Annotated in this window: 12 protein-coding genes; 8 read left to right on the forward strand and 4 right to left on the reverse strand. The window is 74.1% G+C overall.

Annotated elements, in window-relative coordinates:
* The 3 genes from ACFQH9_RS06945 to ACFQH9_RS06955 are packed head-to-tail and all read left to right on the forward strand — an operon-like array spanning position 1 to position 2,740.
* Positions 1-972, forward strand: coding sequence for an NAD-dependent epimerase/dehydratase family protein (locus ACFQH9_RS06945; protein WP_379565065.1), 972 nt, complete (start codon positions 1-3; stop codon positions 970-972).
* The gene (locus ACFQH9_RS06950; RefSeq protein ID WP_379565066.1) at positions 972-1,949 is read left to right on the forward strand and encodes an NADPH:quinone reductase; all 978 of its coding nucleotides are present in this window, start codon (positions 972-974) and stop codon (positions 1,947-1,949) included. Before ACFQH9_RS06945 ends, ACFQH9_RS06950 begins: the two co-directional genes overlap by 1 nt.
* A complete protein-coding gene (locus ACFQH9_RS06955) occupies positions 1,946-2,740 on the forward strand; it encodes an MBL fold metallo-hydrolase (protein WP_379565067.1) in 795 nt (264 codons plus the stop codon). Before ACFQH9_RS06950 ends, ACFQH9_RS06955 begins: the two co-directional genes overlap by 4 nt.
* Before the next feature lie 62 nt (positions 2,741-2,802).
* Here ACFQH9_RS06955 and ACFQH9_RS06960 read toward each other — a convergent pair whose 3' ends face one another.
* Positions 2,803-4,710, reverse strand: coding sequence for a SpoIIE family protein phosphatase (locus ACFQH9_RS06960; protein WP_379565068.1), 1,908 nt, complete (start codon positions 4,708-4,710; stop codon positions 2,803-2,805).
* A gap of 331 nt (positions 4,711-5,041) precedes the next feature.
* Here ACFQH9_RS06960 and ACFQH9_RS06965 point away from each other — a divergent pair, with 331 nt between their 5' ends.
* Both ACFQH9_RS06965 and ACFQH9_RS06970 read left to right on the forward strand, forming a co-directional pair.
* Positions 5,042-8,176, forward strand: coding sequence for an ATP-binding protein (locus ACFQH9_RS06965; protein WP_379565069.1), 3,135 nt, complete (start codon positions 5,042-5,044; stop codon positions 8,174-8,176).
* Positions 8,173-9,546, forward strand: a complete 1,374-nt coding sequence (locus tag ACFQH9_RS06970; protein WP_379565070.1) for an FAD-binding oxidoreductase — start codon at positions 8,173-8,175, stop codon at positions 9,544-9,546. Before ACFQH9_RS06965 ends, ACFQH9_RS06970 begins: the two co-directional genes overlap by 4 nt.
* A gap of 90 nt (positions 9,547-9,636) precedes the next feature.
* On the opposite strand, the gene ACFQH9_RS06975 is transcribed toward ACFQH9_RS06970, so the two are convergent.
* Positions 9,637-11,001, reverse strand: coding sequence for an MFS transporter (locus ACFQH9_RS06975; protein WP_379565071.1), 1,365 nt, complete (start codon positions 10,999-11,001; stop codon positions 9,637-9,639).
* 841 nt (positions 11,002-11,842) lie between these two features.
* On the opposite strand from ACFQH9_RS06975, the gene ACFQH9_RS06980 reads away from it, so the two are divergent.
* Together ACFQH9_RS06980 and ACFQH9_RS06985 are read left to right on the forward strand one after the other, a co-directional pair.
* The gene (locus ACFQH9_RS06980; protein ID WP_379565072.1) at positions 11,843-12,121 is read left to right on the forward strand and encodes a hypothetical protein; all 279 of its coding nucleotides are present in this window, start codon (positions 11,843-11,845) and stop codon (positions 12,119-12,121) included.
* Positions 12,122-12,207: 86 nt separating this feature from the next.
* The gene (locus ACFQH9_RS06985; protein WP_379565073.1) at positions 12,208-13,353 is read left to right on the forward strand and encodes an App1 family protein; all 1,146 of its coding nucleotides are present in this window, start codon (positions 12,208-12,210) and stop codon (positions 13,351-13,353) included.
* Positions 13,354-13,448: 95 nt separating this feature from the next.
* On the opposite strand, the gene ACFQH9_RS06990 is transcribed toward ACFQH9_RS06985, so the two are convergent.
* Together ACFQH9_RS06990 and ACFQH9_RS06995 are read right to left on the reverse strand one after the other, a co-directional pair.
* Positions 13,449-14,438, reverse strand: a complete 990-nt coding sequence (locus ACFQH9_RS06990; RefSeq protein ID WP_379565074.1) for a CHASE3 domain-containing protein — start codon at positions 14,436-14,438, stop codon at positions 13,449-13,451.
* A gap of 287 nt (positions 14,439-14,725) precedes the next feature.
* Positions 14,726-15,211: a carboxymuconolactone decarboxylase family protein gene (locus ACFQH9_RS06995; protein WP_379565075.1), complete on the reverse strand. Its 486-nt coding sequence runs from the start codon at positions 15,209-15,211 to the stop codon at positions 14,726-14,728.
* A gap of 209 nt (positions 15,212-15,420) precedes the next feature.
* Here ACFQH9_RS06995 and ACFQH9_RS07000 point away from each other — a divergent pair, with 209 nt between their 5' ends.
* Positions 15,421-16,320 (forward strand): RNA polymerase sigma-70 factor, encoded by a 900-nt coding sequence (locus ACFQH9_RS07000; RefSeq protein WP_379565076.1) that lies wholly within the window; start codon positions 15,421-15,423, stop codon positions 16,318-16,320.
* Positions 16,321-16,352 lie beyond the last annotated feature (32 nt).

The following is a 16,352-nucleotide window of genomic DNA, read 5'->3' on the forward strand; positions in this document are numbered from 1 at the left end:
ATGCGTGTGCTGGTGACGGGTGGGCTGGGGGTGAACGGGGCCTGGGTCGTCCGGGAGCTCCTGGGCCGGGGACACGAGGTCGTGGTGTTCGAGAACCGCGAGGACCTGTCCCTGGTCGAGGACGTGGCGGAGCGGATCGAGGTGGTCGTCGGCGACGTCCGGGACGGAGCGGCGCTGGCCGCCGCGATGCGCGGGGCGCAGTGCGTCGTCCACCTCGCGGCCTTCGTGGACTGCGACCGGGACCCCCACACGGCGATCGAGGTGAACATCGGGGGCACCGCGCAGGTCTGTGCCGCGGCGGCCGCGGCGGGCGTCCGGCGCGTGGTCTTCACCAGCTCCAAGGCGGTCTACGGGCCGACGACGGGCAAGCGCGGACACCCCACCTACGAGCCGATCACCGAGGACGACACCCGGCTGCCACGGGGGATGTACGACATCACCAAGACGGCGGCCGAGGACGTGCTGGACTGGTACGGCCGCATGACCCCGGTCGAGTGCGTCGGCCTGCGGTTCTCGACCATCTACGGGCCCGGAAAGCTCCAACGGCACGGCGCGGCCACGGGCATCGGCCTGGTGTCGGTGTACAGCGCGATGATCGAGCTGCCTGCCGCGGGCCGTCCGTTCGCGCTGGAGCAGGGCGGCGAGGAGCGGGACGACCTGCTCTACGTCCTCGACGTCGCCGACGCGATCGCCACCGTCGCCGAGGCCCCCGGACCGCTCCGGCATCGGGCCTACAACGTGTCGAGCGGCCGCGCTCTCTCGCTGGCCGAGTTCGCCGAGGTGATCCGGCGGGTCGTCCCGGACGCGGAGCTGCGGGTGGGCCCGGGACTGAACCCGATGGGTGCCGCGGAGCCGGCGTACATGGTGCTCGACCCCACTCGCATCGAGACGGAGCTGGGCTGGCGCGCCCGCTTCGACCCGGAGCGCGCGGTCCGCCACTACCACGGGCTCGTGCGGGAGCGGCGGTCGTGATGCGGGCGGCGGTGTACCGGCGGCCCGGCCCGGCGGCCGAGGTGTTCGAGATCGTCGAGCTCGACGTGCCGGAGCCGGGGCCGGGCGAGGTACGGCTCCGGATGGTCACCTCGGGGATCAACCCGACCGACTGGAAGACCCGCGCCGGGCTCACCCGCCGCCGGCCGGACGGGTTCCAGGTCCCGCACCACGACGGCGCGGGCGTGGTCGACGCCGTGGGGAGCGACGTCGCCGGCCTCGCGGTGGGACAGCGGGTCTGGACCTACCTGGCGGCCTATCGCAACCGCTACGGCACCGCGGCCGAGTACGCCGTCCTGCCCGCCGTTCAGGCGGTCCCGTTGCCGGACGGCGCGTCGGCGGACCTCGGTGCGTGCCTCGGCGTCCCCGCTCTGACCGCCGCGCACTGCCTGGGCGGGAGCCCGGAGGCGGTGAAGGGGCGGACCGTCCTCGTCGCGGGCGGGGCGGGGGCGGTGGGCCACTACGCGATCGAGCTGGCCAAGCACGCCGGCGCCGAGGTCGTGGCCACGGTGAGCTCCGACGAGAAGCGGACGCTCGCGCTCGAAGCGGGGGCCGATCACGTGGTGCTCCACACCGAGCCGGACGTGGCGCGGCGCATCGGTGACCTCGTGGGAGGCGTCGACCGCGTCGTCGAGGTCGCCCCGGCGGCCAACATGGAGCTGGACCTGGCGGTCCTGGCCCCCGGCGGGACGATCTCGACCTACGCCGCGGAGCCGGAGCTGCGCCTGGCCGGCGGGCCACTGATGAGCGGGAACGTCACGCTGCAGTTCGTGCTGCTCTACGGGCTGGCGGCCGAGCAGCTGGCGTCGGCGGTCCGCTGGACCTCCGACGCCCTCGCCGTCGGCGGCCTCACCGCCCTGCCGGTGGTGGGGTACCCGTTGGCGCAGGTGGCGGCCGCGCACGATCGCGTGGAGGAGGGGTTCGTGGGGAAGGTCGTGCTGAGGCCGGGGGAGAAGTGAAGATCGGAGCGCTCGAGATCGTCCCCGTGCTCGACGGCACCGCGCGGCTGCCGCTGGACATGGCCGTACGCCACGTCCGCGGATCGGCCTGGGACTGCCCGCACCAGCCGCTCGACGAGCAGGGCCGCATCGCCATGGACATCGGCTCGTTCCTGTTCCGCACCGGGGGCCGGACGATCCTCGTCGACCTCGGAGCCGGCAACGGGTTCATCCACGAGGCCTTCGACACGGGCGGGCTGGTGGCGAACCTCGCGCGGCTCGGCGTCGCGCCGGAGGACGTCACCGACGTGGTGTTCACCCACATGCACGTGGACCACGTCGGCTGGTCGACCACGCGCGGCGAGACCACCTTCCCGCGCGCGACGTACCGGGTGCACGCGGCGGACTGGGCGTACTTCATGACCGGCCCCGCGGCCGAGCCCACGATGCTGGAGGCACTGTCCCCGATCGAGGCGCAGCTGGAGACCTTCGACGAGGAGGTCGACCTGGCACCGGGCCTGCGTGCGCGGCCCGCACCGGGGCACACACCGGGATCCACCGTGTTCGTCGTGAGCCACGGCGGTGAACGCGCGCTGCTGCTCGGCGATGTCGTGCACACGGTGAACGAGCTGACCGATCCCGAGTGGGAGGGCATGTTCGACGTCGATCGGACCGCCGCCAACGCCCTGCGTGCGCGCCTCGCCGACGAGCTCGCGGAGATGGGCGACCTGTTCGCCCCCGCACACCTTCCGGGCCTGTCCTTCGGTCGGCTGGTCACCGCCGACGGGCTACGCGAGTTCCGCTGGGCCTAGTCCGTACCGGGACGACCCGCGACGCGAGCCCGACCTCCGACGGGGTCGCCAGCGCCCATCGGCTACGCGGCGGGGCGCGGGCGGTCCTCGGGGTGGGCGCGGATGGCGAGCAGGGCGATGTCGTCGGTGTGCTCGGTGATCCCGTCGAGCAGGCCGTCGCAGAGGTCCTCGAGGGGTGCGCCGGCCAGTTGCGCCGCGCGTTCGGTGAGCCAGGCCAGCCCGTCGTCCAGGTCGTGCCCGCGGCGCTCCACGAGCCCGTCGGTGTAGAGCAGCAGGGTGACGCCGGGCTCGAGCTCCTCCGCGTGGTCCGTGCGTTCCGTGGCCCGCGCGGTGCCCAGCAGGAGGTCGGGTCGGGTGGCCAGGAGCCGGGGCCGTCCGTGCGTCTCGATCAGCAGCGGCGGCGGGTGGCCGGCGTTGGACCAGTGCAGCCGGCGCAGCCCGCGGGCGGCGAGCTCGGGCGTCTGCTCGATCCGGGCGAACACCGCGGTCGCGAGGGTGCCCACCGCGAGGTCGGTGATGGCGCCGTCGAGCTCGGTGAGCACCGTGGCGGGGGTGCCGTGGGCGGTGTAGGCGATGCCACGGAGCAGGTTGCGCAGCTGCCCCATCGCGGCGACGGCGACGCGGTCGTGCCCGGCGACGTCACCGATGGCCACGCACAACGCGCCGTCGCGGAGCATGAACGCGTCGTACCAGTCCCCGCCGAGGGCGGTCTCGCTCGTGGCGGGCAGGTAGCGGACGGCGAGCTGCAGGTGGTCGGGTTCGAAGGGCGAGGTGAGCAGGGTGCGCTGCAGCTCTTCGAGCAGCTCGCGGGTGGCGGTCACCCGACGTTGCTCGTCGTGGCGGTGGCGGGCCCGGGCCAGGGCCTGGGCCGCGTACCCGGCGAGGGTGGTGATCGTGACCAGGTCGGCCGCGTCGAGCGGCCGGGAGTGCTCCCAGCCGAGCACGATCGCGCCGATCGGACCGGTCGGTCCGGGGAGCGGGGCCGCGACGAGGGCCTGCAGCCCGAGCTCGCTGTGCAGACGGCGGACCGCTTCGGGGTGCGCGGCGTCGAAGCCGGCGCGGTCGGGATAGTGCACCAGCCGCCCGGTCCGCACGGCCTCGGCGGACGGCAGCGGGGTGTCGAGGTCGTAGTCGACCCAGGGGGCCTGCTGCTCGGCACCGACGGGGAATCGCAGGTCGTGCAGCCGGTGGAGCCGGTCCGCCTCGTCGAGCAGGGTCAGTCCGACGTAGTGCGCCCGGAGGTCGCTGTGCACGATCTCGCCGATCTTGTCCCGTACGTCGCCGACGGTGACGGTCTCGGCGAAGGCCTGGGAGGCGGACAGCAGCGTCTGGGAGCGGTCGAACGCCCGGCGCAGCTGGGCGTCGACGTCGTCGCGGCGTCGGCGTTCCCGCTCGGCCTCGGCCTTCGCCAGGCGCAGCCGCAGCTCGGCCGAGCAGGCCCGGGCCAGGTCCGCCAGCATCTCCACCTGCTCGGGCGTCCATCGGCGGGGGCGGGTGTCGATGGCGCACAGCGAGCCCAGGACGTGCCCGGCCTCGTCGGTCAGCGGCATGCCCGCGTAGGCGATGACGCCGAGCTCGGCGACCGCCAGGTTCGTCCGAACCAGGGGATGATCGCGGGCGTCGTCGACGACCAGCGGAGCGGCAGTGGCCACCACGTGCTGGCAGAACGAGTGCGACAGCGGGGTGGAGCGTCTGGACGCCCACGGCTCGGGCAGGCCGGCCATCCCGGGGAACATCTGCTGGTGCGGGGTCACCAGCGACACCAACGCCACCGGTACCTGCACGCGGTGCCGGACCCGCTCGACGAGCGCCTCCAGGGCCGGGTCCGGTGCGGCGTGCAGCCCGGTCTCGGCCAGAGCCGCCAGCCGGCCCGGATCGCACAGCCCGCCGCAGTCCGACACCCCGGGGGGGTCGGGCGCCGGGCCCTGCGCCGGCGCCGGGTCCGGCACGCGGGCGAGGGGATCGCTCACGCTGACAGTGCTCCTGTTCCGGGTCGCTGAGGTCGCTCCGCGCGGGTGCCTCGACGCCGACGCGGCGTTCGACAGCGTGTTGCGCGAGATCGGCGATTCTCGTCACGGCAACGATCGACGTCCACCGGTCATTCCGCGAGCCGGCGGCCGGCCCGGGACCGAGGTGCGCGACGCGGACCGGCGGATCCCGCGCTGGTGGTGCGGCACAAGGCGCCGGGCGCCCGAGGGGCTCCGGCACGCCGACGTCGGGATTCGGGCTGAACGGCCCTGTGCGCGGTCCGGGCTCAGCAGTCCACTCGGTGGAGTCGGCTCACCATGGAGGGGCGAGAGCGTGCACGCGACGGTGGTCCGGCGCCCCGGGGACGGCAGCACACCGGTGGTGATCCGGCTGCTCGGCGAGGTCAGCGCGAGCGTGCGCGGGGAGAGCGCCCCGACGCTGACCACCCCCCGCATGCAGCGGCTGCTGGCGCGGGTGGCCCTCGCCGGGGGCGCCGGCGTGCCGCGGGACCGTCTTGCCGCTGAGCTGTGGCCGGACTCGAGTGCGCCGCAGGCACGGACGAACCTCCGCAAGCTCCTCCACGACCTCCGCTGCTCGACCCCCGGCGTGCCGGCACTCGTCGACACCCGTGACGGCGCGGTCCGATGGAGCGCCGGACCGGCGGCCCGGCTCGACGTCGTGGCGTTCACCGACGCCGTCGCCCGCGGGGACCTCGTCGAGGCGGCGGACAGTTACGGGGGCGATCTGCTGCCGGCGGTCGAGGACGACTGGGTCGTCGCGGAGCGCGAGCGGCTGCGCCGGCGTGCCGTTGAGGCGCTCGCCCGCCTGGCGGCGGCGGCCGAGGCAGAACGGCGGGACGACGAGGTGATCGGGCACGCCCGGCGTCTGCTGCGGCTCGACCCCCTCCACGAGCCGGCCGGCCGGCTGCTGATGCGCGCACACGCCCGGCAGGGCGAGCGGAGCGAGGCACTGCGGACGTACGAGCGCCTCCGGGACTGCCTGGAGCGGGAGCTCGCCGTCCCGCCCGAACCGGCGACCCTCGGCCTGGCCGAGGAGCTGCGGCGCGCCTCCCCGGGATCCGGACTGGTCGGGCGGCGGGCCGAGTGGCACGCGGCGCTCACCGCGTGGGAGCAGGCCGCACACGGCCGGGCACGGCTACTGCTCGTGACGGGCGAGGCGGGCATCGGGAAGTCCCGGCTCGTCGAGGAACTGGCCAGGCACGTCACCGCCGACGGCCACGTCGTGGCCGCCGGGCGCGCCTACGAGGCCGGGGGCCGGCCGCCGTGGGGCCCGGTGATCGACTGGCTGCGCTCCGGGCCGGTGTCGGCACACCTGCACGCCCTCGACACCGCCTCCCTGGTCGAGCTCGCCCGCCTGCTGCCCGAGCTCCGCGCCGAGCGCCCCGACCTCCCGGAGGTCCTGCCGTCCGCCGAGGTGGGTGGGCGCCGCCATCTCCTCGACGCCGTCGTCCGCGGCCTCACGGCGGTGCGCCGTCCGCTGCTGCTGGTCGTCGACGACCTGCAGTGGTGCGACGCCGACACGCTGGACCTGTGCGGCTACCTCGTCCAGAGCGCACCGTCGGCTCCGGTTCTCGTCACCGGCACGCTCCGGGACGACGAAGTGGGCGAGGCGCACCCGGTCACGCTGCTGCGTGGCCGGCTCGCCCGGGCCGGCACCCTGTCCGTGATCCCCCTCGGGCCGCTCGACAGGCAGTCGACCGCGGACGTGGCGACCCTCGTCGGAGAGCGGGAGATGTCCGCGGAGGTGGTGGCGCGGCTCCACGAGGAGACCGAGGGCAACCCGCTCTTCGTCGTCGAGGCCGTACGGGCCGGGTTCGGGACGTGCGCCTCCCGGTCGGTCGCGATGACGCCCACCGTCCGGGCCGTGATCGGCGCCCGGCTCGACCGCCTCACGCCGGAGGCCCGGAGGCTGGCGGAGGTCGCCGCGACCATCGGTCGCGAGTTCACGGTGCCCACGCTGGCCGCCGCGGCCGGCCGCAGCGAGGACGACCTGACCGACGACCTCGACGAGCTGTGGCAAAGGCACATCGTCCGCGCGCGGGGCACCGCCTACGACTTCAGCCACGACCGGCTGCGCGACGTGACCCTGGACTCGATCAGCCCGGCCCGCCGGCGCACGCTGCACCGCAGGGTCGCCGAGGCGATCGAGACGCAGCACGCCGCGGATCTCGGTCCCGTCGGCGCGCGCCTCGCGTTCCACCTCGCCGGCGCTGGTCTGGCATCCCGTGCCGTCGAGGCCTACGAACGCGCAGCCCGGCACGCCTACCAGGTCTTCGCTCTCGACGCCTGCATCGCGCTGCTCCGACGGGCGCTGCGGCTGCTGGAGGACCTGCCGCGGAGTGCGGTCCGCGACGAGACCGAGTTGCGGCTGCTCACCGCGATGGGCGTGCCGCTGGTCGCGCGGCGGGGGTACGGGGCGGCGGAGGTCAGGCCCTGCCACGAGCGCGCGCTCACGCTGCACCGCAGGCTGGGCCGCTGTCCCGATCCGTCGCTGCTGCGGGGGCTGGCGCTCCACGCGCTCGTCCGCTGCCGGTTCGACCGGGCCGAGGAGAACGGGCACGCCCTGATCGCCGCGGGGCAGGTCGATCGCACCGCCCGCGTCGAGGGCGACTACGTCCTCGGCGTGACGTCCTTCTGGCGCGGTGAGTTCGCCGCCGCCGAGCGTCATTTCGGCGAGGCGATCGCCCGGTACCGCCGCGAGGACGCCCCGGAGCACATCGCGCGGTACGCGCAGGATCCCCTGGCCGTGTGCCTGTCCCGGCTCGCGCTCACCCAGCTCTTCCGCGGACACCCGGCGCGGGCCGACCGGTCGATGCGCGAGGCGCTGCGGGTGACGACCGAGCTCGACCATCCGATGACCACCGGGTACGTCCGCGCCTTCGAGGCGGAGCTCGCCGCGCTCGAGCCCGTCGGCCACGACCTCGGCGCGGCGGTGGCGGCCCTGGACAGCGTGACCTCGGCGATGCACATCGGCTTCTTCGCCGTGATCGCCGAGTTGTTGGTCGGCTGGTCGGACCTCCTCGCCGGTCACCACCGCGGCCTCACCACCCTTCGGCGGGCGACCGACCGCATGCGCGGTGACCAGCCGCTGCACCTGACGTTCGGGCTCAGCCTGCTGGCCCGCGGTCACCACCGGTGCGCCGACCCGGCCGCCGGCCGGGCGGTCGTGGCGGAGGCACTCGCCCTGACCAACCGCACCGGCCAGCGTTACCTGCTGGCCGAGCTCCTCCGCATCGACGCGGAGCTGCTCGCCTCCTCCGGTGACCCGGGCGGTGCCGTCGACCGGGTCGAGCAAGCCGTCCGGACGGCGGTCGAGATGAAGTCGCCGTGGCTGCGCGACCGTGCGCTCGCCACGCTGTCGGCCCTGCCGGGGGTGGGTGATCGGGAACGCTCCCGGAACGCCCGTCCGGGACGGTCGTCCGCGCCACCAGCGAAGGAGGGGACATGACCACGATCGCCGACCTGCGTGAGCAGGTGCGCGGCCCCGTCGTCGAGCCGGGCGAGGACGGCTACGACGAGCTCCGCGCGGTCCACAACGGCATGCACGACCGGCGGCCCGCGTTCGTCGTGCGGGCGACCGCGGCGGCGGACGTCGTCGCCGTCGTCGACCACGTCCGCGAGGCCGGCCTCGACCTCGCGGTCCGCGGCGGCGGCCACAGCGGCCCGGGGTTCGGCACCTGCGACGGCGGGGTCGTCCTCGACCTCGGGCTGATCAACAACGTGTTCGTCGACCGGACCAGGAAGACCGCCCGTGTGGGCGGCGGCGCGACCTGGGGCGACTTCAACCACGCCACCCATGCCTACGGCCTCGCCACCACGGGCGGCGTCATCTCGACCACCGGCGTCAGCGGCCTGACGTTGGGCGGCGGCATCGGGTACCTCGCCCGCGGCTGCGGCCTGTCCTGCGACAACCTGGTCGGCGCGGAGGTCGTCACCGCCGACGGCCGCCTGCTCACCGCGAGCGAGCACGAGAACGAGGACCTGTTCTGGGCGCTGCGCGGCGGCAGCGGGAACTTCGGGGTCGTCACCTCCCTCGAGTTCACCCTGCACGACGTCGGGACGATCTACGGCGGCCCCCTGCTCTACGAGGTGGCGGACGCGCCGGCGGTCATGCGGGCGTACGACGACTACATCCGGGAGGCGCCCGAGCAGCTCGGCGCGTACTTCGGCTGGCAGATCGCCCCGCCGCTGCCGTTCATCCCGGAAGACCGTCACGGGGACCTGTTCTGCGTCATGGTCACCTGCTGGAGCGGGCGAGCGGAGCAGGGTGAACAGGCGATCAAGCCGTTCCGCGACGTCGCCGAGGTCAAGGCCGAACTCGTCGGGCCGATGCCGTACCCCGCGCTCAACTCGGCCTTCGACGGCCTGTTCCCGAAGGGCATCCGGCAGTACTGGAAGGCCAGCTACGTTCGGGACCTGCCGGACGAGGCCATCGCGGTCCATGCCGAGCTCGGCCTGCGCGTGCCCACCGTCTCCTCGACGATGCACCTCTATCCGCTCAACGGTGCGGTCTCCCGGGTCGGCCCGGAGGAGACGGCGTTCGGCCACCGCGACGCGCAGTACGCGATGGTCATCCTGGCGGCCTGGCCCGACCCGGCCGACGACGAGGTCAACTCCCGCTGGCCGCGCGAGTACCACGACGCGATCCAGCCCTACACGGGCACGCGGGGTGGCTATGTGAACTTCACGTCCGCCGACGACGCCGAGCGCGCCCCGGAGAACTACGGCCGCACCTACGACCGGCTGCGCGCGATCAAGGCCACCTACGACCCGGACAACCTGTTCCACCTCAACCAGAACATCGCTCCGGCGCGCTGACCAGGGACGGAGGTCCGCCGCACCGGGCACCGGGTCCCGGGTGGACCGGTGAGGCGGGACGACCGGTGCGTCCCACCTCGCCGGCCGACGTCAGGGACGGGTCTCCACGGCTCCGCCCGTGGTCATCGACGGCGGCGTGGCCGGCGCCGCCTCGGCCGCCACGGCCTGGTGCACCCGCACCTCGCGGGAGAGCAGGACCGGGATGATCGCGATCGCGAACACGATCGCGCCCACGATCCACACGGTGTCGAGTTGGGCGCGACCCTCCGCCGCCGAGTCGATCCACCTGCCGCTCTGGTCGGTGAGGATCCAGCCCACCGCGACCTGCATCGCCGCCGAGGCGCCGTTGAGCGTCCCGGTGACCTCCGGACGGGCGATGCCGGACCAGTAGCTGTTCACCGTGCCCCAGAACATCGGGTCGCAGAGGAAGGCGAAGGCGCCGATGAAGAAGCCCCACAGGATCCAGCTGGAGTCGTGCAGCACCACACCCAGCGCGAAGCCGATCGCCCCGCAGGCCGGCCCGAGTACCAGCCAGGGCCGGGTCCGGCCGCCGAAGAACCGGGCCACCAGCGAGCCGTTGACCAGCCCGAACAGCACGGGGACGGCGGCGATCAGCGGGCTCACCCAGGCCACGGTGTCCGGGTCGACCTTCTCGAGGGTGATCAGGCCGTAGGGCAGCCACGGCCCGGAGAGCCAGGTCGGGGTGGTCGCGAACGCCGTGGCGATGATCATGGTGAGCACGCTGCGGTTCCTCAGTGCGGCCAGCAGCTCGCGGAAGGTCAGCTTCTCCCGCACGGTCGCGCCGCGGTGCTCCTGCTGGATCCTGGCGACCTCCGCGGCGCTGATGCCGCGCAGCTTCTCCGGCTTGTTGGAGGTGAACAGCACGAGCATGATCAGCGCCGGGATGCCGAGCGCCGCGACGATCAGGAACGCGTCACGCCAGGACAGGTGGTTGGCGAGCGGCAGCGCGATCGCCGGTGCGATGACGCCGGCGACCAGGCAGGAGCTCATCCAGACCGAGGTGGCCCGGGCGTTGAGCGCCCCCGGGAACCAGACCGAGAGCAGCCGTTGCGACGGTGCCCAGAGGAACCCGAAGAAGATGCCGAAGAAGAAGTTGCGCCACCACATCTCCTCGTAGGTGTGGACGAACGCCATCGTCGCCGACAGCACCGTCACCCCCACGATGCAGATGACCAGCATCAGTTTCGCGCCGACGCGGTCGGCCATGATCCCGGCGAGCAGCAGCAGCGGGAAGTACCCGAGCAGGTAGCTCGCCGTGGCGCCGGAGATCTGCGCGGGCGACAGGTGGAGGTCGGCGGACCAGAACGGATTGAGCAGGCTGAACTTCGCGCTGTCGAGCCAGACGACGAAGTTGAGGAGCAGGATGCTGGCGAGCATCAGCCCCCGGCGGCCTGCGAACAGGCGCATCGGGGCCGTGGCTGCGGTGAGCGACATGGGCGTCCTCGGGTCGTGCCGGCGTCGCTGCCGGCGGCGGATCACGGCCCGGGCGGCGAGGGAGCCGGGTGTGCGCCCACACCCCGGCCGGGCCCCGTCGTGCCGGGGCCGCACAGGGGTGACAGCCCCGGGGGTGTCCCTTGATGGACCGCGTGGCACCCCGTCGCCGTCCGTACCGACCGTTTCACTGTGAACGGGATCGCAGGCCCCGACAACGGAAGGTCGGCCACATCGGCGGGGCCGCGGATGGACGGATCCACATTGCGCGACGCCACCTGGTCCCCGGCGGGAGAGGCGGGCGCCGCGGACCACTACCGGTACTTCTGGTGCCGGGCGGCTCCGCGACCGCCCTCCTCGTTCGTCCCGCCCGTCCGCTCCGGCCGAGGCCCTGCAGGTCGTCGTCTCCCGGGTGCGGGCCCGCACCGGGCCGGAGCTGATCGCGACGACCCCCACGGGCTACCGCCTGGCGCTGGACCCGGTGGAGGTGGACGCGTCGTCGCCGAGCCGAACGCGGTGATCGAGGCACCGAATCGGCCCGACGAATTTCGGCGTCGCCTGTCACATCCGGCAAGGTCACTTCGTCATGAGGGTGAGCCCGTCTCCTCCGCGGCACAGGGGGGACCGGAGAGGTGGGCCCGCCCGGCCCGTCATCGAGCGCCCTCGGTGGCGGGCCGGCGCTCGTCCGGGGGGAGACGGGACGGCGTGGTGCGCCGGGTGACCCGATCGAGGGAACTACAGTCCGGAGCGTGACGACGACCGGGCACCTCCCGCTCCGCGGCGTGACGGGCCACCAACCGGACCGCCCCTGCTGCACACGCCGCTCGACGCCGGAGGGGTCACCGTGGGCCGACTGCTGAGCGAGATCGCGTTCGACGAGCAGCACGCCATCCACGACGTGAAGGCCGCGGTCGACGAGCTCGCCGCCCCCCTCCTCGCCGACCCGGCGCGCAACCTCGACGAGGTCGTCGAGGACGACGGCACGGACCGGCCGGAGATCGCCACTCCCGACGGCACGTACTACCTCGACCAGCGCCTCACCGACCACGGTGACCACGAGGTCTGCGCGCTGCTCGACAAGCTCCGCTCCGGTGGTGGCACCCCCGACCACCCCGGCGTCTGACGCCTGGCCGCCCGCACGCCCGAGGGCAGGCTCCGGCCGCGACCTCCGGGTGGCGCGCTGATCGTGTTCCCGACACGCTGGAGCTCGTGAAGCGCGCGCAGGCGAAGGCCGCCCTCGTCCGCCTGGCCGTCGCGGCGGAGCGTGTGCTGGGGCGGCTCGTCATGGTCGTCGTGGTGATCCGCGGGCGGCGCCGTCCGCTGGTCATCCCGTTCGTCGGGCACGGTTCCCCCGGACGCGTCCGGATCGGCGCGCGGGTGGCGATGGGGCATCCCGACGCCGTCCCCGACGACGACCTCGCGCCCGGCCCGCGTTCGCGTCGGCAGGTGCTCCTCGCGAGCCTCAGCCGGTTCTTCACCCTCGAGCTGCCCGAGGTGCGGGTCGCCATCCGCACGCCCTCCGGGGTCCGGCACGTCCGGGCGGACGTCGAGGGGTACGTGGACGCCGTCGTCGAACGGCCCGGCCTGGAGCCCGGCTGGCAGGAGGCCGAGCTGAGCCTCGAGGACGGGACGGCCGCGCGGGCGAAGGTACTGGTCGTCGACCCGCGGGCCGACGTGGCCGTGGTCAGCGACGTGGACGACACCATCCTCGAGACCGGCCTGACCCGTGGGCTCGCGTTCCTGCGGGCGACCCTGCTGACCGAGACCGCGGACCGCGCCCCGCTACCCGGCTCGGCGGCGCTGTACCGGGCGCTGGTGTCGCCGCCGTCGGGGGTGTGCCGGCCGATCTTCTACGTCTCGACCAGCCCGTGGAACCTGCACGGCACGCTGCTCGAGTTCATCGCCCTGCGCGCCTTCCCGCTCGGTCCGCTGCTGCTCACCGACTGGGGTCCGGGGCACGGCAACCTGTTCCGCATCGGCGCCCGCGAGCACAAGATCGGGCTGATCACGCGCATCCTGGACGAGCACCCGGCGCTCGGGCTGGTCCTCGTCGGCGACACCGGCCAGCTCGACCCCGAGATCTACGCGGCGGTCGCGGAAGCACACCCGGACCGGATCCGCGCGGTCTACGTGCGCCGCCCCCCGGGGCGCACCCCGCGCCGGGACGCCGAGGTCCGGGCCCTGGCGGACCGGGTGACCGCGCTGGGGGTGCCGATGCTCGCCGTGGACGACAGCACGGAGATCGCCGAGCACGCCGCGTCGATCGGGCTGCTCGACCCCGCGGAGATCCCGGGGATCCGCGCCGAGACCAGCGAGGGCGGGCGCAGCGGAACGGTCGACGCAGCCCCTCGATGACGGCGTGGGAGCCGAGGACGCGGCCCGAGTCCGGGCGCCGTGGTCCGGTGGCCGGGACGGGACGGAGGAGCACGTCGCCCTCCCGTTCGGCGCTCTCAGCTCGGCGGACGGGCCGGCGTCGGGCTGCCGAAGATGGCCTTGCGGATCGCGGCGACGGCGTGGTCGAGGCGGCGGACCACGGCGTGCAGCTCGGCCGCGGCGCGCGGGTGGCGTCCTGCGAGCGCGGTGAGGGTCAGGGCCAGCGAGGAGAGCTCGACGATGACGTCGCCGCGGAGCGTGTCCGCCATCCGTTCGGCCTGGTCGACGCGGGCGTGCAGGCGTTCGGTCCGCGCGGTCTCGTCGGCGTGGGCGGTGAGGCGGTCGCGCATGGTCGCGACGCCGCGCCCGACCGTGGCCAGCTCGCGCAGGCCGTCGTCGCGGATGGGGTGGGCGAAGTCCCCGCGGGCGACCGCGGCGACGTCGTCGCCCAGCCGGTCGAGCGGGGCGAGCACCCAGCGGCGCTGCAACCGAACGGCGCCGACCCCCAGCGCCACCCCGAGCACGGCGACGGCGGTGAGGACGCCGACCAGGCGGCGGTGCGCCGACGCCGCGTCCGTCGCGACCTCGTCCGCCTCGCCGCGGATCTGCGTGCGGAGGGCGTCGATGCGCTGGCGGAGGACGTCGAAGCGGTCCTTGCCGGCCCCCTGCGCGGACAGCGTCGAGGCCTGTGCGGCGTCGCCCGCGCGGCGCAGGTCGATCAGCGGTTGCGCGGCGTCGGTCCACCAGTCGTCGTGGGCGGCCACCACCGCGGCCAGGGAGCCGGCCATCTCGGGCACGACGGATCCCAGCAGTCGTTGTTCGGCGGCGATCGTGGGTTCGGCGGCGGTCAGCGGTTCCAGGAAGCCTTCGTCGCCGCTGAGCAGGTAGCCACGCAGCCCGGTCTCCTGGTCGACGTAGGCGCCCTGCAACCGCTCGAGCGAGGTCAGGGCCGGGCCGAGGCGCTGCATCATCACCTGGTCGGCGGCGGAGGCCTGCGCCATGCTGCCCACCGCCACGGCGAGCAGGCCGAACAACGTGACCAGCACGACCACCACGAGCGCCTGCATGCGCCCACGGAGCGACCCCCAAATACTCCGCGGTCCTCTCCACCGGCGTGGCCCGGGCCCCTCGGTCGGGGCGGGCCGCCTCCTGTGGTCGAGATGCTCCATACCCACCCGCCTCCCGCACCCGATGGAACCTCGACCGTCGAGAGAGTTCCGGAAGGATCCCGGCGCGGCAACACCACCGCCGCGCCCACGGACGACCAGGGACGCCGGCACACCGGAGCACGGCGTGAGCGGCGCACGCGGCGGGCCCGACCCGGGTCGGGATCCGGGCCGGGCCCCAGCGGCGCTCAGCCCGTCATGGCGGCGAACATGCCGGGCTCGTAGGACCCTGCCGGGTTGCGCACGATCACGTTGATCCGGTTGGCCGCGTTGATCAGGGCGACCAGGCAGACCAGCGCGGCGACCTGGTCGTCGTCGTAGTGCGCCCGCACCTGGGCCCAGGTCTCGTCGGACACGCCCCGGTGGGCGTCGGCGAGCCGGGTGCCCTCCTCGGCGAAGGCCAGCGCGGCCCGCTCCGCCTCGGTGAACACGGTGGCCTCGCGCCAGGCGGCGACGAGGTTGAGCCGGAGCGGGGTCTCGCCGGCGGCCGCGGCGTCCTTGGTGTGCATGTCGACGCAGAAGCCGCAACCGTTGATCTGGCTGGCGCGCAGCGACACCAGTTCCTGCGTCGCCTTCGGCAGCGGGGACCGGTCGAGCACCAGGGCGGCGTTGGCGAAACGCTTGCCGAACGCGGCCCCGATCTCGTTGTGGAACATGTCGATCCGGGCGTCCATGACGTCGTCCTCCCTCGTGGTGTGCACTGGACGACCACGAGATGCCGGCGGCCCGGTCCGCGTGACAGCGCCGCGGTGTGATCTCCGTCATCCGTGGTCGGCTGTCACGGAACGGCGGCGCCCGGCGTCTGGTGGGTGGCACAGTCCGTGGAGAGCGAACAGGAGCCAGCCATGCCGGCACGTCGTCCCCGCCCACCGGGGGTGGGAGCATGAGCCAGGACCGGACGGCCGCGGGCCCCGCGACCGCGTCGTTCCTCGCGCACCGCAACCTGCTGTTCACCGTCGCCTACGAGATGCTCGGCTCGGCCGCCGACGCCGAGGACGTGCTGCAGGAGACGTGGCTGCGCTGGGCGGAGGTCGATCTCGACACGGTGCGGGACCGGCGCGCGTACCTGGTCCGGATCACCACCCGCCAGGCGCTCACCCGGCTGCGCACGCTCGGCCGGCGCAAGGAGTCCTACGTCGGCCCCTGGCTGCCCGAGCCACTGCTGACCTCGCCGGACGTGGCCGAGGACGTCGAGCTCGCCGACAGCGTGTCGATGGCGATGATGCTGGTGCTGGAGACGCTCACACCGACCGAGCGGGCGGTCTTCGTGCTGCGCGAGGTGTTCGACCTCGGGTACGACGAGATCGCGGACGCCGTCGGCCGGAGCCCCGCCGCGGTCCGCCAGATCGCCCATCGGGCCCGGGAGCACGTCGCCGCGCGCCGCCCGCGCGGGGTCGTCACCCCGGCCGAGACGCGGGACGCGCTCGACGCGTTCCGGCGGGCGGTCGAGACCGGCGACCTGCAGGGCCTGCTCGACCTCCTCGCGCCGGACGTCGTGCTGGTGGGCGACGGCGGCGGGGTCAAGCAGGCGGTGCTTCGGCCCGTCGTGGGGGCCGACAAGGTGGCGCGCCTGCTGACCGCCGGGTTGAACCGGGTCGGCGCCTCGGCGTCGGTGGAGCCGGCCGAGGTCAACGGCTGCCCGGCGCTGGTGCTGCGCCTCGACGGCGAGCTCGACAGCGTCGTGGCGCTGCGGATCGACGACGGCCTCGTCACGGGGCTCTACGCCGTGCGCAATCCGGAGAAGCTGTCGCACATGCAGCGGGAGACCGTCCTGAGCCGGTGAGCCGGTGAGCCGGTGAGCCGGGGCGAGGGCCT

It is taken from the genome of Pseudonocardia lutea, from assembly GCF_042658055.1.
Classification (GTDB): Bacteria; Actinomycetota; Actinomycetes; order Mycobacteriales; family Pseudonocardiaceae; genus Pseudonocardia; species Pseudonocardia lutea.